The sequence below is a fragment of the Myxococcus stipitatus DSM 14675 genome (assembly GCF_000331735.1).
Taxonomy (GTDB): Bacteria; Myxococcota; Myxococcia; order Myxococcales; family Myxococcaceae; genus Myxococcus; species Myxococcus stipitatus.
The window spans coordinates 2584576-2605073 of sequence record NC_020126.1 but is presented as its reverse complement, the minus strand read 5'-3'; the positions used below and the strand labels follow the sequence as shown (position 1 = coordinate 2605073).

General features: G+C 70.5%; 10 protein-coding genes. 9 read left to right on the top strand and 1 reads right to left on the bottom strand.

The features are described 5' to 3' along the window. Positions 1–25: 25 nt before the first annotated feature. The 7 genes from MYSTI_RS10250 (at position 26) to MYSTI_RS10220 (ending at position 7593) form a co-directional block, all read left to right on the top strand. Positions 26–2479 carry an ATP-binding cassette domain-containing protein gene (locus tag MYSTI_RS10250; protein ID WP_015347676.1) on the top strand — a complete coding sequence of 818 codons (2454 nt, stop codon included), beginning with the start codon at positions 26–28 and terminating at the stop codon, positions 2477–2479. A 230-nt stretch (positions 2480–2709) separates the two neighbouring features. Continuing rightward, the gene (locus tag MYSTI_RS10245; RefSeq protein ID WP_015347675.1) at positions 2710–3306 is read left to right on the top strand and encodes a hypothetical protein; all 597 of its coding nucleotides are present in this window, start codon (positions 2710–2712) and stop codon (positions 3304–3306) included. Further along, on the top strand, positions 3303–3875 hold the full coding sequence (locus MYSTI_RS10240) for a hypothetical protein (RefSeq protein WP_015347674.1): 573 nt from the start codon (positions 3303–3305) through the stop codon (positions 3873–3875). Before MYSTI_RS10245 ends, MYSTI_RS10240 begins: the two co-directional genes overlap by 4 nt. A 9-nt stretch (positions 3876–3884) precedes the next feature. Next, the gene (locus tag MYSTI_RS10235; protein ID WP_015347673.1) at positions 3885–4367 is read left to right on the top strand and encodes a hypothetical protein; all 483 of its coding nucleotides are present in this window, start codon (positions 3885–3887) and stop codon (positions 4365–4367) included. Between the two features lie 53 nt (positions 4368–4420). After that, positions 4421–4996 carry a hypothetical protein gene (locus tag MYSTI_RS10230; RefSeq protein ID WP_015347672.1) on the top strand — a complete coding sequence of 192 codons (576 nt, stop codon included), beginning with the start codon at positions 4421–4423 and terminating at the stop codon, positions 4994–4996. A 22-nt stretch (positions 4997–5018) separates the two neighbouring features. Further along, the gene (locus MYSTI_RS10225; protein ID WP_015347671.1) at positions 5019–6269 is read left to right on the top strand and encodes a c-type cytochrome; all 1251 of its coding nucleotides are present in this window, start codon (positions 5019–5021) and stop codon (positions 6267–6269) included. A gap of 235 nt (positions 6270–6504) precedes the next feature. Next, the gene (locus MYSTI_RS10220; protein WP_015347670.1) at positions 6505–7593 is read left to right on the top strand and encodes a helix-turn-helix transcriptional regulator; all 1089 of its coding nucleotides are present in this window, start codon (positions 6505–6507) and stop codon (positions 7591–7593) included. A 4-nt stretch (positions 7594–7597) separates the two neighbouring features. Here the strand turns inward: MYSTI_RS10220 and MYSTI_RS10215 are convergent, their stop codons facing one another. Beyond that, a complete protein-coding gene (locus MYSTI_RS10215; RefSeq protein WP_015347669.1) occupies positions 7598–8542 on the bottom strand; it encodes an arginine deiminase family protein in 945 nt (314 codons plus the stop codon). A gap of 160 nt (positions 8543–8702) precedes the next feature. Here MYSTI_RS10215 and MYSTI_RS10210 point away from each other — a divergent pair, with 160 nt between their 5' ends. Further along, positions 8703–17021 (top strand): hybrid non-ribosomal peptide synthetase/type I polyketide synthase, encoded by an 8319-nt coding sequence (locus MYSTI_RS10210; protein WP_015347668.1) that lies wholly within the window; start codon positions 8703–8705, stop codon positions 17019–17021. Continuing rightward, positions 17018–20470, top strand: coding sequence for a non-ribosomal peptide synthetase (locus tag MYSTI_RS10205; RefSeq protein ID WP_015347667.1), 3453 nt, complete (start codon positions 17018–17020; stop codon positions 20468–20470). The genes MYSTI_RS10210 and MYSTI_RS10205 overlap by 4 nt, the downstream gene beginning before the upstream one ends. Positions 20471–20498 lie beyond the last annotated feature (28 nt).

Sequence of the window (20498 nt, the reverse complement as noted above, 5' to 3'; positions counted from 1 at the left end):
TGGACCCCTGTTCCCCCATCCCCCCATGACCAAGTCCAATTCCAATCCCAGCCAGCACGCCGCCGACCGCCACGACATGATTCGCGTCCGGGGCGCGCGTGAGAACAACCTGAAGGACGTGAGCGTCGAGCTGCCCAAGCGGCGCCTCACCGTGTTCACCGGCGTGTCCGGCTCGGGCAAGTCGTCGCTGGTGTTCGGCACCATCGCGGCGGAGTCGCAGCGCCTCATCAACGAGACCTACAGCGCGTTCGTCCAGGGCTTCATGCCGTCGCTGGGACGCCCGGAGGTCGACGTCCTCGACGGGTTGACCACGGCCATCATCGTCGACCAGGAGCGCATGGGGGCCAACTCCCGCTCCACCGTGGGGACGGCGACGGACGCCAACGCGATGCTGCGGGTGCTCTTCAGCCGCCTCGCCAAGCCGCACATCGGCTCCTCCAACGCGTACTCCTTCAACGTCCCCTCGGTGCGCGCCGTCGGGTCGATGACCATCGAGAAGGGTGAAGGGGGCGGGAAGACCGAGAAGAAGGTCTTCAACCTCACCGGCGGCATGTGCCCCAAGTGCGAGGGCATGGGCACCGTCAATGACATCGACCTGACCCAGCTCTTCGACGAGTCGAAGTCGCTCAACGAGGGCGCGCTCACCATCCCCGGCTACACCCAGGATGGCTGGTACGTGCGCATCTTCGCGGCCTCGGGGTTCCTCGACGGGGACAAGCCCATCCGCGACTACACGAAGAAGGAGCGCCACGACTTCCTGTATCGCGAGCCGGTGAAGGTGAAGTTCGACAACATGAACCTCACCTACGAGGGGCTGATTCCTCGCATCCAGAAGTCGTTCCTGACCAAGGACAAGGAGTCGCTCCAGCCGCACATCCGCGCCTTCGTGGAGCGCGCGGTGACGTTCACCACCTGCCCGGACTGCAAGGGCACGCGGCTCAACGAGGCGGCCCGGTCCTCCAAGATCAAGGGCATCAACATCGCCGACGCCTGCGCGATGCAGATCAACGAGCTGGCCGACTGGCTCCGCGGCCTGAAGGAGCCCTCCGTCGCGCCGCTGGTGGCGAACCTGCAACACGCGCTGGACTCGTTCGTGGAGATTGGCCTGGGCTACCTCAGTCTGGACCGGCCCACGGGCACGCTGTCGGGTGGCGAGTCCCAGCGCACGCAGATGGTCCGGCACCTGGGCTCCGCGCTCACCGACGTGACGTACGTGTTCGACGAGCCGACCGTCGGCCTGCATCCGCACGACATCCAGCGGATGAACACCCTGCTCCTGAACCTGCGCGACAAGGGCAACACGGTGCTCGTCGTGGAGCACAAGCCGGAGGCGATTCAAATCGCCGACCACGTCGTGGACATCGGCCCTGGCGCCGGCACGAACGGTGGGCAGGTGGTGTTCGAGGGCACCATCGCGGGGCTCCGCGCCAGCGGCACGCTGACGGGCCGCCACCTGGATGACCGGGCGAAGGTGAAGCCGTCGGTGCGCAAGCCGTCGGGCATGCTGAAGGTGCGCGGCGCCAGCAGCCACAACCTGAAGAAGGTGGACGTCGACATCCCGCTCGGCGTGCTGGTGGTGGTGACGGGCGTGGCCGGCTCCGGGAAGAGCTCGCTCATCCACGGCTCGGTGTCGGGCCGTGAGGGCGTGGTGGCGGTGGACCAGTCCGCCATCAAGGGCTCTCGGCGCAGCAACCCGGCGACGTACACGGACCTGCTGGAGCCCATCCGCAAGGCCTTCGCGAAGGCCAACAACGTGAAGCCCGCGCTGTTCAGCGCCAACTCGGAGGGCGCGTGCCCGACGTGCAACGGCGCCGGCGTCATCTACACCGACCTGGGGATGATGGCCGGTGTCTCCACGACGTGTGAGGACTGCGAGGGGAAGCGCTTCCAGGCCGCGGTGCTGAAGTACAAGTTCGGGGGCCTCAACATCGCCGAGGTGCTCGACCTGCCCGTCGACGAGGCCGTCGCCTTCTTCGGCTCCGGCAAGGGGAGCACGCCCGCCGCGCACGCCATCCTCAAGCGCATGTCGGACGTGGGGCTCGGCTACCTGCGCCTCGGGCAGCCCTTGACGACGCTGTCGGGCGGCGAGCGGCAGCGGCTGAAGCTGGCGACGCACATGGGCGAGGAGGGCGGCATCTACGTGCTCGACGAGCCGACCACCGGCCTGCACCTGGCGGATGTCGCGCAGATGCTCGCGCTGCTGGACCGGCTGGTCGAGTCCGGCAAGTCCGTCATCGTCATCGAGCACCACCAGGCGGTCATGGCGCATGCCGATTGGATCATCGACCTGGGACCGGGCGCGGGCCATGACGGCGGCCGCATCGTGTTCGAGGGCACCCCGGCCGACCTGGTCGCGTCGCGCAAGACGCTGACGGGCAAGCACCTGGCGGCCTACGTCGGAGGCCCCGCCGTGGACGGCGGCAGCGCCGCCCCCGCGGCCTCGGGACGGAGCACCAAGGCCAAGAGCCGCGCGGGCTGAGTCCTGGAGGAAGACGGTCCTCGTGCCGACGGAGCACGGGGACCGTCAGCGCGGCCTCGGAGAGAGTGCAGTCCTGACATCCGTGTCGCATTCCGGGACGCTGAGGTGAAGTCCGCGAGGGCGTTCTCCTTGGTGCGCGACTGGCATCTGGATTGCTGTTGTACCCCGCCGTTCCCGAGCGGGCCTGGCGCCTGGGAGAGCACTGTCCCCCACGCAGCCGCCCGCTCCGCATGAACCCTGCCCCTCGGAAGCATCCCCCCCGCACGTCCTCCCGGCACTCCTGGACCGCGCGGCTCGCGCTGCTCGTGGCGAGTGGAAGTGTCCTGGCCACCTCGGAGATAACGCCCTCCACCGGTTACATCCCCTCCAAGGAGCTTCCGGGTGCTCCCTTGCGCGTGACGAGCGCGGAGCCCGTGGTCATTCGCACCCTCCTCGTTCGCGCCCGGGCCGGACAGCCGGAGGAACTCCAGGCGGAGGGGCAAATCATTGTGAAGGCCACCGTGCGTTGGCGGTCCACGGACGCCCATGCGCCCCACCAGCCTTGGTTCCAGGTGCAGTTCGAGGACCGGTGGGGCCGGAGGACCGGTGACTCCACCATCCTCGACGGCCCGGAGGTCACCCAGGAGATGGAAGCGGGTATCGGGCTCCGCGAGGGGTGCCGACTGACCGAGGCCTGCGAGTGGCCCGTCACGGTCCTCTTCGCGCTTCAGGACAACATCGGCGCGGAGGGGACCGTCGACGTGGAGTGGTCCGCGACGGGCCGCGTGTCCGTGGAGGGCACGAGCGACCGGCCCAAGGGCTTCACGGTGGAGGTCCTCGAGCCATGAGCGTCCGCCCCGTTCTCATCCTCCGGCTCCTAGGACTCGCGCTCGCGCTCCTGACGACGGGATGCCTCCTGTTGGGGTCGTCCGTCAGCGGGGATACGAAGACAGACACCGCCCAGACCCCCCTGTCTCCGTCCGAGCCCGTCTATCGGCACCGCGTGAAGCTGTACGTCGGCCCGAAGAAGCGCTCCGACTCGGTGAGGGTGTACGACGCATCGCTGTCCATCGAGCTGAGCGCCATCCGGTGGAAGCCGCCCACGGGACAAGGCGCACCCGTCCTTCCCTGGTTCCGCGTCCGCATCCTCGACGAGGCGGATGGGAGGCTCGTGCACGAGCAGACGTACGTCTTCGAGGACCCTCGAGGCGCCGACACCCTGCACAGGGGGGGAGGCACCTACTACATGGACGTAACCCCGAGAGACTCCCCACCGCGTTTCGAGGCCACCTACCTCATCGAGTTCGAGCGACAGGGTCCTCCTTCCGAGGGCCCCATCGACGTGACCTGGCGGCTGGGCGCCTCCGGCATGGCCCATGGCGGGGAGCACCTCCTGGTCTCCCTGTCCTATCCCTGACGCGTGGACATGGACGAGCCGAAGCCCTTTGCCGGCAGCGCCTTGCTTCATCCGCTGGTGTCCTGCGCGGTGGTGCTGCTGCTCCTCAACGACCACGTCTTCAAGCCGTGCTGGCCGTCGTGGTGGACGGGGAAGCTGTCAGATGTCGCGGGGCTCGCCTTCTTCCCCCTGGTGCTGCAAGCCTTCTGGGAACACGCCGAGGGCCTGGCCAGACGACGCTTCCATCCCTCCCGCGGAGTGCTGCTCGCCTGTGTCCTCCTCACGGGTGTCTGCTTCGCCGCGACCAAGCTCTTCCCCTTCGCGGGGAACATCTGGCAATGGGCGCTGGGAGGAACGCAGTGGCCCTTCCATGCACTGCGGGCCGTGATGGCGGGGGACACACTCCCCGCCGTCCGGCCCACCGCGCACACGCTCGACCCCACGGACCTGTTCACCCTGCCCGCCCTGCTGGCCTCGCTGCGCGTGGGCTGGCGGCGTGCGGGGGACAGGTGAGCGGCACCTCGGCTCGATTCGCGCTCGATGTGTATCCCTGTTACCCTTGCTGGATGTCCGCACGAGCCCTCGCGTCCTTCGCGGTCTCCGTCTCGGTCCTCTGGCCGCTCCAGGTCCTCGCGTGCATCAACTCGATGGACTCGTCGGTTCGAGGAATCGACGACTCCATCTGGGCGGACGTGGGCCTCTGGACCGTGGGCGCGGTGTTCCTGAACCAGGTCGTCCTCTTCAACAACCACGGCCCGCCCGCGAAGCTGGTGCACCGGACGTCCTGGGCGCGCCGGGCCTTCTTCCTGCTCGTCACCATCGCGTTCGTCCTCGTGCTCTCCGCCGTCATGGCGGGAGGCCCGCTCCTCAATGTCAGCGCGGAGGACCTCGCACGGTGCGCCATCAATCCCGTCATCCTGGCCGTGATGGTGGCCAGTCCCGCGGTGCTCTTCGGCTTGCAGTCCGCGTACTTCCATGGCCCGGGCCTGCGACGGTTCCGAGGCAGGACTCGCACCGCCATCATCAGCGTGGTCGCGTCATCGATGTTCCTGGCAACGGGCCTGGGCGTTGCCCGCGACTTGTTCGTCCTCCCGCAAATCTGCCGGACACCCGACTTCTTCGCCGGGGACAGCGCCTACTGAGCTCCTCCCGGCACGCGCATCCGTGGACCTTCGCTCCCCTGTCTTCACCTTCCTGGTCGGCGCCGCGATTCTCGTCGCCACCGGCGCGGGTGCCTTCGTCCTCGTCCGCGACGCGGACATCCTGGCGCTGCGCCTCCCGACGAAGCCCCTTGCCCCCACGAAGCACGCGCTCGAGACACCCCGCGATGCCGTGGAGCACTTCCAATGCAATCGCTGCCACGTGGTGCCTGGCATCGAGCCGGCCTCCGCCACGCTGAGCGCGAACTGCGTGACGTGCCACCAGGCCATCACCGCCGGGCGGCTGGACCTCTGGTACAAGGACGCGGAGGTCCAGCGCTGGAAGGAACACCTCACCCACCTGATGCGCACGCCCGACCTCGCCTCGCTGGGCCAGCGCGTCAAGCGCAGCTGGCTCGTCTCCTGGCTCCAGGCCCCTCACGCGGTGCGGCCCCTCTACGGGGCCACCATGCCCCGGATGAAGCTGGGGCCTCGGGACGCGGAGCTGCTCGCCGACTTCTTCCACGTGACGGAAGAGGACGCCCACGAGCCCCCCAGCGGTGACGCCGCGGCGGGCCGACAGCTCTATGAGAAGTACGCCTGCGCGACCTGCCACTTCCGCGCGGACGCCCCACCCGAGGCTCCCGCCTATGGCTCGCCGGAGTTCCGCACGGCCCCCGCGCGGCGTCGGGCCCCGGACCTGAAGCACGTGCGCGCCCGCATGTCGCTCGCCCAGCTGCGCCAGTGGCTGAGAGACCCTCGCGCCATCCTCCCCGACACGCAGATGCCCGCCTTCGCCTTCACCCCGAAGGAAGTCGATGACCTGGCGGCCTTCCTGCGTGAGCCCATCCCGCAGAAGGCGACAGCGCCTCGTGCGCCCTACAAGCCGCGTCTGCTCGAACGGGAGGTGCACTACCCGGAGGTCGCCAAGAAGCTCACGCGCCACCTCTGCTACCACTGCCACTCCGACAGCCGGCGCGCGGGAGACCAGGGCCCTGGCAACAGCGGTGGCTTCGGCTACGCGGGCGTGTCACTCGACCTGGCCACGCGCGAAGGCATCCTCCGAGGCATCCAGCGAGAGGGCCAGTTCCGCGGCCTCCCGGACCGCCTGGAGGACGGCACACCCCGGCTGGTGGCGAGCCTGATTGCACGCCGCGCCGAGTTGGAGGGCCACCACCACCCCGCCGTGCTGGGCATGCCCCTGGGCCTGCCCCCCATCCCGGATGAGGACATCGACCTCATCTCCACGTGGATTGAACAAGGCGCCCCCAGATAGGTGGGCACCGCGCAATCACAAACATCCCCGGCGCCCTGATTCGACAGGGCCGCGCGCCACGGATGTTCAATGGCTCACAAACACCCCCACGACGCACCGACAGACATGACCTCGCCTCCGAAACCAGCGTCGCGGAGAGGCGACACGATATGTCATCCACGCCGCAAGGATTGGTCTCCGCGAAACCAGAAATCATTGCCGACTCCGCACTGTGGGGGTATTCGGATTATCGGCGATGGTCACACGCTCTCGACTCGAACTCGAACTGCTGGGGAGCATTCGCGACCTCTCCAAGGTCGCGCTTCCCCTGGGACGATTGCTCACGGAGCTCAATGCCTTGCTGCGCGAGCCGCTGGGCTACGCCGGCAGTTGCTGGCATGGCACGGACCCCGCGACCGGGTTCGTGACCTCCACCATCGTGGAGAACCTCAACCCGCGCGGCTTCGAGCGCGCCGCCTATCTCGAGATGTGGGCGCCCGAGCCCCTGACCTTCACGCGGCTGCGCGCGTCCGGCCACAGGACGGGCACCCTCATCCAGGCGGCGGGGGGACGGCCCCAGGACAGCGCCCGCTTCCGCGAGCTGTTGGAGCCCGAGGGTTTTGGCGATGAGCTTCGCATCAACTTCGACCTGACCTCCGGCTGCTGGGGCTCGGCGGTGTTCATGCGCGCCACGGACCGAGGCGCCTTCACGGCTCGCGAGGTGGGACTGGCCACGCGGCTTGCCCCGCACATCAGCCAGCTGCTGTGCCGCGCCTATCCCAGCGACCTGTCCGCGGGCCAGGACCCCTTGCCCCCGGGTGTCGCCGTGCTGGGCGCCAACGGAAGGCTGGTGTCGGTGGACCCGCGCGGCGAGGCCATCCTGGATGATCTGGCCGAAACGGGCGCGGCCTCGAGCGGTGTCCCCTCCGGACTCATCGCCGTGGCGGAGCATGCGCGCGGCCTCGCCGCCGCGGGCAACCCGGGCCTGCCATCCCGCTCCCGCGTGCGCACCCGCCAAGGCAGGTGGCTGACGCTGCACGCCACACTGCTGGAGGGCACCCCCTCGGGGCAGGTCGCCATCGTCGCGGCCACCGCCACGCCGTCGGAAATCCTGCCCATGGCCTTGATGAGCATGGGGTTCAGCCCGCGCGAGCAGGACGTGGCGCTGCTCGTCCTCCGGGGACACGACACCGCCACCATCGCCCAGCGGCTCTACATCACCCCGGCGACGGTGCAGGACCACCTGAAGTCCATCTTCACCAAGTCCGGGGTCCGCAGCCGCCGCGAGTTCACCGCGCGCATCATCGGCCCGCTCGTCAACGCCGCCCTGCCGCCCCCGGGCTGAGGGCTCAGGACACGCGCCGCAGCGGCATCGTCAGACAGCGCACGCTCCCGTTGCCTCCCTCGAGCGCGTCGATGTCCACGCCCACCACTTCCATCCTCAAGCCTCGCACCAGGGCACGCAGGTGCGGCGCCACGCCTTCCGAGGCGAGGAGCAGCCGCGGCTCCAGGTGGATGAAGTTGGACAGGAAGGGGTGCGTGTTCCCCGGCTCGAAGGTCAGCACCCGCCGGCCCCGCTGCGCGAAGTAGTCCTCGAAGGACTCCCACTTCGCGGGACGCTCCCGCACGCAGACCTGGAGCGGGCAGTGTCGCAGGAAGGCCCGCGCCAGCACCGCCTCCTCCCCCAGCACGTTGAAGGCGAGGTCCAGGTGGATGATGCCCAGGTCGCCGGGGATGCGGACGACCGCGACCTCCTCGAAGCCCGCCTCCCACGCGACCTCCACGAAGTCGCGCACGTACCGCGCATCACTGCGCAAGCCCACGTTGACCAGCAGCCGCCGCTGCCCCAGCAGGAACACGTCCCCGAACTCCACGCGGACCACCGACGCCCACGCCACGTCCCCGTCGGGGCACCCCATCAACCGCGACAGCGCGCCATGCGTGACGTCGAACTCGGCCACCCGTGTGGGGAATCCCGCGGCACCGCGCACCAACCGCGCACCCAACGCCACGGCCGTGTCACGGACAAAAACCCTGTTCACCGTGGTGTTGCTGACGACCCGGTCCGCGGGTGACACGAAATCCACCAAGTCAATGGCACGACAACCAAAGGAGCCGAGGACCTCTCGCAGCCGGTTTGAAGCGTCCTGCGCTTCAACTCTTGTCACGATTCGAGAAAAACCGACGGCAACGGCCTCTTCCGCCGATGCGACGTCCAACGCTGCGGGCTGGAACACCACCACGCTGTCCAGCCGGCCGTCCTCCGACCAGCACTCGACTTGGTCAAACGCCATCGAATCGCACCTGCCACGCGGTCGCTACCTAGACCTCTATTTACTGACTGTTGTATTAAATCATCGTTGTAACTCTAATCAACCTAATCCAGTTTTGAGCTCCTCCCTGCCCTCCTCCCATTCCCCTGCTTCGCGTGCTCCTCGGACCCTCGAGCAACTCGTGGCGTGGCTTGTCGCCGCGGTGGCCGAGGCGGCGGGTCTACCTCCCGAGGAGGTGCTGCTCGACGAGCCCTTCGTCACCTATGGACTGACGTCCAAGGAGGCCGTCTTCCTCACGGGAGACCTCGCGGATTGGCTGGAGCGGGACGTGTCGCCCACCGCGCTGTGGGAGCACCCGACCATCTCCGCGCTGAGTCGGCATCTGGCGGGGTTGCTCACGCCTCCCCCCGAGTCACCCGCGGCGCCCGAGCCCGAGGCCGCGACGAAGGCGGTCGACGACGCGGGCGCCATCGCCGTCACCGCGATGGCGTGCCGCTTCCCGGGAGCCGCTTCGCCCGAGGCGTACTGGGCGCTGCTCCAGCGCGGCGGCGACGCCATCACCGAGGTGCCCGCGAGCCGGTGGGACGTGGGGCGCTTTCACGGCGCGGGGCCCGGCGCGCCCGGGACGATGAACACGCGCTGGGGCGGCTTCGTCGAGGGGATTGACGCGTTCGACCCGCTCTTCTTCGGCATCGCCCCGCGCGAGGCGCACCGGATGGACCCTCAGCAGCGGCTGCTGCTGGAGGTCGCGTGGGAGGCGCTGGAGCGCGGAGGCCACGCGCCCCGCTCGCTCCAGGGCAGCCGCACCGGCGTGTTCGTGGGCATCAGCACGCAGGACTACTCGCGGCGGCAGTTCAGCGACCCGTCGCTGCTGGATGCCTATGCGGGCACGGGCAATGCGCACAGCATCGCGGCCAACCGCCTCTCGTATCTGTTGGGGCTGCGCGGGCCGAGCATGGCGGTGGACACGGCGTGCTCGTCGTCGCTCGTCGCCATCCACCTGGCCCGGCAGAGCCTCCTCGCCCAGGAGTGCGACCTGGCGCTGGCGGGTGGGGTGAATGCCATCCTGAGCCCGGAGCTCACCATCGCCTTCTCCCAAGCGGGGATGATGGCGAGCGACGGGCGCTGCAAGACGTTCGATGCCTCCGCGGATGGCTATGTCCGCTCCGAAGGCTGCGGCGTCATCGTGCTCAAGCGGCTCGAGGATGCGCTCGCCTCGGGAGACCCCATCCTCGCCGTCCTGCGGGGCTCGGCGGTCAACCATGATGGCCAGAGCAACGGCCTCACCGCGCCCAGCGGCGTCGCGCAGCAGGATGTCCTCCGTCAGGCGCTGCGTCAGGCGCGGCTGTCCCCCGCGAGCATCGGCTACGTGGAGGCGCATGGCACGGGGACGAAGCTGGGCGACCCCATCGAGGTCGATGCAATCCAGGCGGTGCTCTCCCAGGAGCGCGACCCTTCGCGCGCGTGCTTCGTCGGCTCCGCGAAGAGCAACATCGGCCACCTGGAGGCCGCCGCGGGAATCGCCGGACTCGTGAAGGCCATCCTGGCGCTGCGGCACGGAGAGATTCCGCCGCAGGTCCACTTCCGGCGGCTCAATCCGCACATCACGCTGCGGCATCCCGCCTTCCAGATTCCGGCGCGCAACGAGCCCTGGTCTCAGGCCCCCGGAGACCGCTACGCCGGCGTCAGCGCCTTCGGCTTCGGTGGAACCAACGCCCACGTCATCGTCGGCGAGCCCCCCTCGCGCGCGCCGGTGTCCGCGAGCCCTCCCGCGCGCACACACCAACTGCTGGTGTTGTCCGCCCAGACGCTGCCGGCCCTGCATGCGTTGGCGCGGCAGTACCTGGAGCTGCTCGCGTCCTCATCCGCGCCCTCGCTGGAGGCGATGTGCTTCACCGCCTCGACGGGACGGGACTCCTGGCCGCATCGGCTCGCCGTGGTGGCGAGCTCGCGCGAGGAGCTGGCGGCGCGGCTGGGCGCGTTCCTCCAGGGACAGCGGGTGCCGGGGGTGCATCAGGGAGAGGCTCGGCGCGAGACACCTCCGCGTGTCGTCTTCCTCTACCCCGGTCAAGGGGCGCAGTACGCCGGGATGGCGCACCAGCTCCACGAGAGTGCCCCCGTCTTCCGAGAGGCGCTGGAGCGCTGTGAGGCGCTGCTGCGCCCGCACCTCGACGTGCCGCTGAAGTCGCTCCTCTTCCCAGGGCCCGGCGACGACGAGGCGCGGGTCCACCAGACGCGCTACACCCAGCCCGCGCTGTTCGCGGTGGCCCATGCGCTGACGGAGCTGTGGGCCTCGTGGGGCGTGAAGCCGGACGCCGTGCTGGGACACAGCGTGGGCGAGTACGCCGCCGCGCGGGTCGCCGGGGTGCTGGGCCTCGAGGAGGCACTGGGGCTGCTCGCGCTCCGGGGCCAGCTCATCCAGGCGCTGCCTCTGGATGGGGCCATGTTCGCCCTCATGGCCGACGAGGCGACGGTCCGCGATGCGCTGAAGTCAGAGCCCGCGGTCGCGGTGGCGGCCATCAACGGCCCGCGCCATGTCGTCATCTCCGGTGAGCGCGGCGCGGTGGAGCGCGTGGTCCAGGCCCTGGAGGCGAGAGGCGTGGAGGGCCGCGCGCTCCAGGTGTCCCATGCGTTCCACTCGCCGCTGATGGAGCCCATGCTCGACGGGTTCGAGCAGGCCGCTTCCCGCGTCGCGTTCCAGGCGCCTCGCCTGCCGCTCATCTCCAACCTCACCGGGGCCCCGCTGGGTGCCGCGCCCACCGCGCACGACTGGCGTCGCCATGTGCGCGAGCCCGTCCAGTTCTTCCAGGGCATCCAGCACGTGGCCCGGCAAGGGGCTCCGCTCTTCGTCGAGCTGGGGCCCCACGACACGCTCCTCGGCATGGCGAAGCGGTGTGTCCCCGATGGCGCCGCGGAGTGGCTCCCCAGCCTGCGCAAGCAGCGCGATGCCTGGGAGACGCTCCTGGGCACCCTGGGTGCGCTCCATGTCCGAGGTGTCCCGGTGGACTGGCGCGCGTTCCACGCGGGCCACACCGAGCCCCGCGTGCGGCTGCCGACCCATCCCTTCGAGCGCCAGCGCTACTGGCTGGACGCCGCTCCCTCTCCTCCGTCCCCGCAGGCCCCCATGACCGCTCCCGCCACCGTGAGTCGACAGGAACGCTTCCTGAGCGAGCTCCGTGCCTTGCTGTCCCGCCTGCTCCAGATGCCCGCCGAGCGGATGGACGCACACGCGTCCTTCCTGGAGCTGGGCGCGGACTCGGTCGTCCTGATGGACGCGGCGCGCGCGGTGGAGAAGCGCTTCGGCCTCAAGCTGACGATGCGCCAGCTCTTCGAGGAGCTGACGACGCTGGATGCGATGGCCCGCTACCTGGACCTCACGGTCCCCGCTGACGCCGCGCCCGAGCAGGCCGTTGCACCCGGGCCCTCCACGCCGCCCGCACTCCCTCCCCAGCACGCGCCCACGGCGCCAGGGGGCGAGGGCCTCGAGCAGGTCGTGAAGCTGCAGCTTCAGCTCATGGCGCAGCAACTCGCGCTGCTCGGTGGGCGGGCCACGACCTCAGCGGCGCCACTGTTGACGGGTGGCGCGACCGCCTCATCCGAAGTGACGCAGGCGACACTCGCGACGCAGGGTGCTTCCGCGGCGGCTCCGAGCGCGCTCGCCGAGCCGGGCGCCCAGGCGGCGCCGCGGAGGCCAGACGTCGCGCCCTCCTCGTCCGCGGCGCATTCCGCCTCCGTGGCCACCCCGCTCGCGGCAGCCGCCTCTGTCGCGCCGGGCCACACCCGGTCCGCCGCGCCCGCGTCTCCCTTCGCCTCCGGCTCGCTCAAGGGCAAGCCCGACCGGGTGCTGACACCCACGCAGCAGCGTCACGTGGACACACTCGTCGAGCGTCACACGCGGCGCACACGGGGCTCGAAGCAGGAGGCCATCCAGCATCGCTCGCGCTGGAGCGACGTGCGCTGGCTCATGAACTTCCGCGCGGAGCTCAAGGAGGTCTGCTACCCCATCGTCAGCACCCGCTCGCGCGGCGCGCGGTTCTGGGACCCGGACGGCAACGAGTTCATCGACCTGTCCATGGGCTTCGGCGTGCAGCTGTTCGGCCACCATCCCGCCTTCCTCGTGGACGCGCTGCGCGAGCGGCTGGAGCAGGGCATGGAGGTCGGCCCGCAGTCGGACCTCGCGGGCCGGGCCGCCGAGCTCATCTGCGAGCTCACCGGCATGAAGCGCGTCACCTTCTGCAACTCCGGCACGGAAGCGGTGATGACGGCGCTCCGCCTGGCCCGAGCGGCGACGGGACGCTCGAAGGTCGTGATGTTCACCGGCTCGTACCACGGCCACTCCGACGGTACGCTCGTCGTCGGGCGCATGGTCGACGGCGTCCCGCAGACGCTCCCCATGGCCGCGGGGGTCACGGAGAAGGTCGCCGAGGACGTCATCGTCCTGCCGTATGGCGAGGAGCGCTCCCTCGAGGTCATCCGCCAGCACCTGGGTGAGCTCGCCGTCGTCGTCGTGGAGCCCATCCAGAGCCGCCGCCCCAACCTCCAGCCTCGGGCGTTCCTCCAGTCCTTGCGCGAGATGACCCGCGCGGCGGGCGTGCCCCTCATGTTCGACGAGGTCATCACCGGCTTCCGGCTCCACCCTGGCGGCGCGCAGGCCTGGCTGGGAATCGAAGCCGACCTGGTGACCTACGGAAAGGTTGTCGGCGGCGGGATGCCCATCGGCGTCGTGGCGGACCGGGGCGGCTTCGTGGACCGCATCGACGGCGGTGACTGGAGCTACGGCGACGACTCCTACCCCGCCGTCGAGACCACCTTCGCCGCGGGCACGTTCTGCAAGCACCCCCTCACCATGGCGACGATGATCGCCACGCTCACCCACCTGAAGCAGGAGGGCCCCCTCCTCCAGGAGCGCCTCAACCAGCGCGCCGCGCGCCTCGTCGAGCGAATCAACGAGGTCTTCCAACAGGCGCAGGCCCCCGTGGAGATGGTGCACGGCGGCTCGGTGATGCGGTTCAACGCGGCCGGCAACTCCAGCTACCTCTTCCAGCCGCTGGAGATGGACCTCTTCTACTGCCACCTCCGCGACCGGGGCATCTACATCTGGGAGGGGCGCACCTGCATGCTCTCCACCGCGCATGGCGACGCGGAGCTGGACGCCATCGTCCACGCCGTCGCGGACAGCGTCTCGGAGATGCAATCCGGTGGCTTCTGGTCTCGCCCCCAGCCCGGCCCCGGTCTCACGGCGCCGAGCCTCTCCGGCTCCGAAGCGAAGGCACGCTCCCTGCCCCTCACCGAGGCCCAGCGGCACCTCTGGGTCCTCGCCCGAGCGAACGAGGGCGGCTCCATCGCGTACAACCTCTCCATGACGCTGCGGCTCGAAGGAGCCCTGCGCGAAGAGACGCTGCGGCGCGCGTTGAAGCACATCGTGGACCGCCATGACGCGCTGCGGACGTACGTCGACCTCCACGGAGAGCAGCAGCACATCCTGCCCACGTGCGACGTGGCGCTGCCGGTGCTCGACCTGAGCGCGCTGTCCCCTGCCCCTCGCAGCGAGTCCCTGTCCCAGTGGTACGCGAAGGAGAGCGCCACCGCGTTCGACCTGCACCGCGGCCCCCTGTTCCGCGCGAACCTGCTCAAGCTGGACGCGCATGAGCACCTGCTCGTGCTGACCACGCACCACGTCGTCGTGGATGGCTGGTCCCTCGGTGTCGTCCTCCACGAGGTGGCGGCGGCCTACTCCGCCTTCGTGGACGGCGGCGCGCCAGCCCTTCCCCCCGTGACCCAGTTCAGCGACTACGTCCGCTGGCTCCGAGCGGAGGAGTCCACGGACGCCATGGCGGCGCACGAGCGCTACTGGCTGGAGCAGCACGTGGAGCGGCTGCCCGCCATCGAGCTGCCCGTCGACCTCTCCCGTCCCGCGACGCGGCGCTTCCGCGGCGCACGTGAGTCCGTCCGCCTCGACGCCACCTTCAGCCAGGGCCTGCGGGAGCTGGCGCAGCGGCAGAAGGCCACGCCGTTCATGCTGCTGCTCTCCGCCTACACCCTCTTCCTCCACCGGATGACGGGACAGGAGGACGTGCTCGTCGGCATCCCCACCGCGGGACGAGGCATGGACGGCGGCGAGGGGCTCGTCGGCTACTGCTCGCACCTGCTGCCCATCGCCAGCCACACGCGGGGCGAGGAGTCCTTCCCCGAGTACCTCCAGTCACTCAAGCAGGTGCTGCTCTCCGCCTACGAGCACCAGGACTACCCCTTCTCCCGGCTCCTCGAGCGACTGGACCTGCCGCGCAGCACCAGCCACACGCCGCTCATTGGCGTGACGTTCAACCTGGAGCGTCCGCTGACCGTGCGCGGCATGGGCGGACTGAAGGCGTCCTTCCATCCCCAGCCCGTCGCGTTCGCCGCCTTCGACCTGAGCCTGAACGTGCTCGATGTCGAGGACGGACTGGTGCTGGACTTCGACTACAACACCGACCTGTTCGAGCCCGCGAGCGTCGCCCGCTTCGCACGCGGCTTCCGCGCGCTGTTGCAAGGACTGGCCTCCCAACCTCAGCGCCCCGTGCACCAGCTTCCGGTGCTCACCGAGGAGGAGAAGCACCAGGTCCTCGTCACCTGGAACGAGCGCAACCGCGTCGCCTATCCGCGCGAGCACCGGGTCCACCAGCTCGTCGAGCGACAGGTCGCGCTCCGCCCGAGCCAGGTCGCGGTGGAGTTCGAGGGGCACCACCTCACCTACGCGGTGCTCAACGCCTGCGCCAACCAGCTCGGGCACCACCTGCGCTCGCTCGGCGTGGGGCCCGGGGTCCTGGTGGGTGTGCTGTTGGAGCGCACGCCGGAGATGCTGGTCGCGCTGCTGGCCATCCTCAAGTCGGGCGGCGCGTTCGTCCCCTTGGACCCGGCCCATCCCTCGGAGCGGCTGCGCTTCCTCATCGAGGACTCGCGCACGTCCGTGGTGGTGACGCAGGCCCGGCTCTCCGAGCGCCTGCCCGCGCTGAGCGCGAAGGTCGTCCGCCTGGACTCCGACGCGGACACGCTGGCCTCCCAGTCGCGAGAGAACCTCGTGAACCTCGCGAGCGCCACGACACCCGCCTACGTCATCTACACCTCCGGCTCCACGGGCGAGCCCAAGGGGGTCGTCATCGGACACGGCGCGTTCGCCCTCCACTGCCAGGACGTCATCCCGCGCTACCGGCACACGGAGCACGACCGCATCCTCCAGTTCGCCTCCTTCAGCTTCGACGCCTCGCTGGAGCAGCTCTTCCCGACGTTCATGGTCGGCGCGACGCTGGTGCTGCGGGGCTCCACGGTGTGGACGCCGGAGGAGCTGGCGCGGCACCTCGTCGAGGACCGCCTCTCGGTGGTGAACTTCCCGACCGCCTACTGGCGGCAGCTCGCGCAGCGCTGGGATGAGTCACCGCCGGACCTCACCGGCCACTGTCTGCGCCTCATCATCGTGGGCGGTGACGCGGTGCTCGCGGGGGTGCTGGAGCAGTGGCATCGCGGCCCGCTGGGCTCGGTGCGGCTCCTCAACGCCTACGGCCCCACGGAGACCCTCATCACCGCGACGGCGCACGAGGTGCCTCCTCCCGCGCCCGGGCAGAAGTTCCCCGAGCGCATCCCCATCGGGCTCCCGCTGTCCAACCGGGCCTTCTACGTGCTCGACCGGCACGGTGCGCCCGTCCCCATCGGCGTCGCGGGAGAGCTGCACATCGGAGGCGAGCTGCTCGCGCTCGGCTACCTCCACCGGCCGGAGCTGACCGCGCAGCGCTTCGTGAGGGACCCGTTCTCGGGAGCCCCCGAGGCGCGCCTCTACAAGACGGGCGACGTGGTGCGGTTCCTCCCGGAGGGAGCGCTGGAGTTCCTCGGCCGCACGGACCATCAGGTCAAGGTGCGCGGCTTCCGTGTCGAGCTGGGGGAGATCGAGTCCGCCCTGAGCCGACACCCGGCCTTGCGCGAGGTGGTGGTGACCATCCACCAGGAGCCGCAAGACGGCGGCGGTGGCTCCGACAAGCGACTGGTCGCATACGCGGTCCCCACGGCGGCCGACGCCGTCACTCCCGCCGACCTGCGCCGGTTCCTCCTGGAGCGACTGCCGGACTACATGGTGCCGGCGTTCTTCGTCCTCCTCGGCGAGCTGCCCCTCACCCCGGGCGGCAAGCTGGACCGGCAGGCACTGCCCGCGCCGGACCCGACGGCGAACGCGACCTCGCGTCCCTTCATCGCACCGCGCACGCCCACGGAGTCCGCGCTCGCCGAGGCCTGGATGAAGGCCCTGCGGGTGCCGCGCGTGGGCATCCACGATGACTTCTTCGAGCTGGGTGGGGACTCGCTCCTGGCCACCCAGGTCGCCTCCCGTCTGCGCGAGGCGCTCCAGGTCGAGGTCTCCCTCGAGCGCCTCTTCAAGGCCGCCACCCTCGCCGAGCTGGCGGAGCACGTGGACACGCTCCTCTGGGCCTCGGGCCCCCGCACCGCCGACGCGACGCGCGAGGAGGGCGAGCTGTGAGCGCCTCCACGCAACGCTCCATCGACGCGCTGATGCAGCACCTGCGCGGCCTCGACATCCGGCTGTGGCTGGAGGGAGAGCGCCTGCGCTTCAGCGCGCCCCCCGGGGCACTCACTCCGGAGCTCCAAGCCGAGCTGAAGGAGCGCAAGGCGGAGGTCCTCGCGTTCCTGCAAGACGCCGCGCAGGCCACGCGCGGTGCCGCGGAGACCATCCCTCCCCGCCCGCGCGACGAGGCGCCTCCGCTCTCCTCGAGCCAGCAGCGGCTGTGGTTCCTGGAGCAGCTCGAAGGACCGTCGGGCGCCTACACGATGCCCGCGGCGCTGCGCCTCACGGGGGTGCTGGATGCGCAAGCGCTGGCGCGCGCGCTGACCGCCATCGTCCGGCGCCATGACGTGCTGCGCACGCGCTACGCCATGGACGGAGGACGCCCCGTCCAGCACGTCCTGCCGGATGCCGCCGTGTCGATGGAGCAGGTCGACCTGGAGCCGCTCCCCAGCGAAGCGCGACTCCCGGAGGTCCATCGCCGCGCCGCCGAGGAAGCCCGCGCGCCGTTCGACCTGTCCCGCGACCTGCCGCTGCGAGCGCGCCTGCTCCGTCTGGACGCACGCGAGCATGTGCTGCTGCTCACGCTGCATCACATCGCGAGCGACGGATGGTCCCTCGGCGTGCTGATGCGGGAGCTGGCCGCGCACTACCAGGCGCTCACCTCCGGCGCGGACGTCGCGCTGCCCCCCCTGTCCCTCCAGTACGCCGACTATGCCCACTGGCAGCGGCGACGCGCGGACGAGGGCGCCATGAAGGCCCACGTCGAGTGGTGGCGCGAGCGGCTCTCCGGCGCTCCGGCCCTGCTGGAGCTGCCCACCGACCGTCCCCGCCCCGCGGCCCAGCGCTTCCTCGGCGCCACGCGGCGCTTCACCGTTCCAGCGGCCCTCACCGGCCAGCTCAAGCAGCGCGCCCGCGACGCGGAGGCCACGCTGTTCATGACGCTGCTGACCGCGTTCGGCGTGCTGCTCTCCCGCTACAGCGGCCAGCGCGACGTCGTGGTCGGCACGCCCATCGCCAACCGCCCCGCTTCGACGGAAGCCCTCATCGGCCTCTTCGCCAACACGCTCCCGCTGCGCGTGTCCCTGGAGGGTGACCCGACCTTCTCGGCCCTGCTCCGCGAGGTGCGCCGCGACACGCTCACCGCGTACTCGCATCAGGAGGTCCCGCTCGAACAGCTCGTCGAGGCGCTCCAGCCCGCGCGCGACCTGAGCCACCCGCCGCTGTTCCAGGTGCTCCTCACCCTCCAGAACACGCCCCCGGCCGCCCTGACCCTCCCCGGGCTCTCCCTGGAGCTGCTGGTCGTGGAGAGCGGGACGTCGCAGTTCGACCTGTCGCTGTCCCTGACGGAGACGCACGAGGGGCTCGCGGCCGAGCTCAACTACAACACCGACCTCTTCGACGACGCGACCGCCGCGCGCCTGGTGGACCACTTCCAGTGCCTGCTGGAGCACGCGGCGGAAGCTCCCGAGCGCGCCGTCTCGCACCTCCCGCTGCTGCGTGAGCCGGAGCGCGAGACCTTGTTGCAGGCGTGGAACGACACCCGCCGCGCGCTCCCGAGCCCCTGCACGGTGCACGGCCTCGTCGAGGCACAGGCCGCGCGCCGCCCGGAGGCCGTCGCCGTTCGCTTCGGTTCCGAGTCGCTGACCTACGCGGCGCTGGACACGCGCGCCAACCGCGTGGCGAACCACCTGCGGCACCTGGGAATCGGGCCCGGCCAGCGCGTGGGACTCTTCCTGGAGCGGGGGCTCGACCTGATGGCCGGACTGCTCGGCATCCTCAAGTCGGGGGCGGCCTACGTCCCGCTCGACCCGATGTATCCGGCGCCTCGGTTGATGCACATCCTGGAGGACAGCGGCGTCGCGGCGCTCATCACCGAGCCGGCGCTGGCCTCGCTCATCCCGGACTGGAGAGGGCGCGCGGTGCGTCTCTCCGAGACCACCGGGGCCTCATCCAACCCGGTGGAAGCCCCCGCGCGCGGCGCCGACCTGGCCTACGTGCTCTACACCTCCGGCTCGACGGGACGGCCCAAGGGCGTGGCTGTTCCGCATGAGGCCGCGGTGAACTTCCTCGCGTCGATGGGACGCGAGCCCGGGATGACCGAGCGGGACACGCTGCTCGCGGTGACGACGGTCGCCTTCGACATCTCCGTGCTGGAGCTGTTCCTCCCGCTGAGCGTGGGCGGGTGCGTGTTCATCGCCAGCCAGGAGGAGGCGATGGACGGCACGCGCCTGCTGCCGCTCATGACGTCGAGCGGCGCCACGATGATGCAGGCCACGCCGTCCACCTGGCGGATGCTGCTGTCGCTGGGGTGGTCCAGCCCCCCGACGCTGAAGCTGCTGTGCGGCGGAGAGGCACTGCCCCCCGAGCTGCTGGCCCCGTTGCGCGCCCGCTGCTCGGAGCTGTGGAACATGTACGGCCCCACGGAGACCACCGTGTGGTCCACCGTGTCCCGACTCGAGAGCGGAGACACCATCACGCTCGGCCAGCCCATCGCCAACACCCAGGCCCACGTGCTGGATGCGTGGCTGCAGCCCGTCCCGCCCGGCGTGGTGGGTACGTTGTTCCTGGGCGGAGGGGGCGTGGCTCGCGGCTACCTGAATCGCCCGGACCTCACCGCCGAGCAGTTCGTTCCGGACCCGCACTCCCATCACCCCGGCGCGCGCCTCTATCGCACCGGAGACCTGGCACGCCGGAGGCCAGACGGCTCGCTGGAGTTCCTGGGGCGCGGGGATGGACAGGTGAAGGTGCGAGGCCACCGCATCGAGCTGGGCGACATCGAGGCACGCCTCGCCCAGCATCCGGGCGTGGCGGAGACCGCGGTGCGTCCATGGGGCCCCGCGAGCGACCCGATGTTGGTCGCCTACGTCCGGCCCCGTCCTGGAGTCACGCTCGACGACGCGGCCCTGCGCGAGCACCTGCGCGCGCAGCTCCCCGCGTACATGCTGCCCGCGTCCTTCGTGGTGCTGGAGTCCTTCCCCCGCACCGCGAACAACAAGCTGGACCGCAAGGCGCTGCCACCTCCCGACGTCGGCGCACGCACGGCCGCCGCGTTCGTCGCGCCGCGCACCCCCAACGAGCAGCGCCTCGCGGACATCTGGCGCGAGGTGCTGGCCGTGGAGCGCGTCAGCCTGGACGACGACTTCTTCTCCCTGGGGGGCCACTCGATGAAGGCCGTCCAGGCGCTCGCGCGCATCCAGGAGGCCTGGCGTGTGGAGATCACGCTGCGCGTCCTCTTCGAGCACCCCACCCTGGGTGCCATGGCGAGACACCTGGAGGCCGCGAGCCCGGCGCCGTCGCGACCCGCGCCGCCTCCGCTCGTCGCTCGCCCCCGGCAGGCACGCCGCGTCCAAGCGGACTCGCGCGCGGACCTCAACCTGCCCGACTCCTCCACTCAATCCGATTAGCGCCGCCCCTCGGGGCCGCCCCACCACT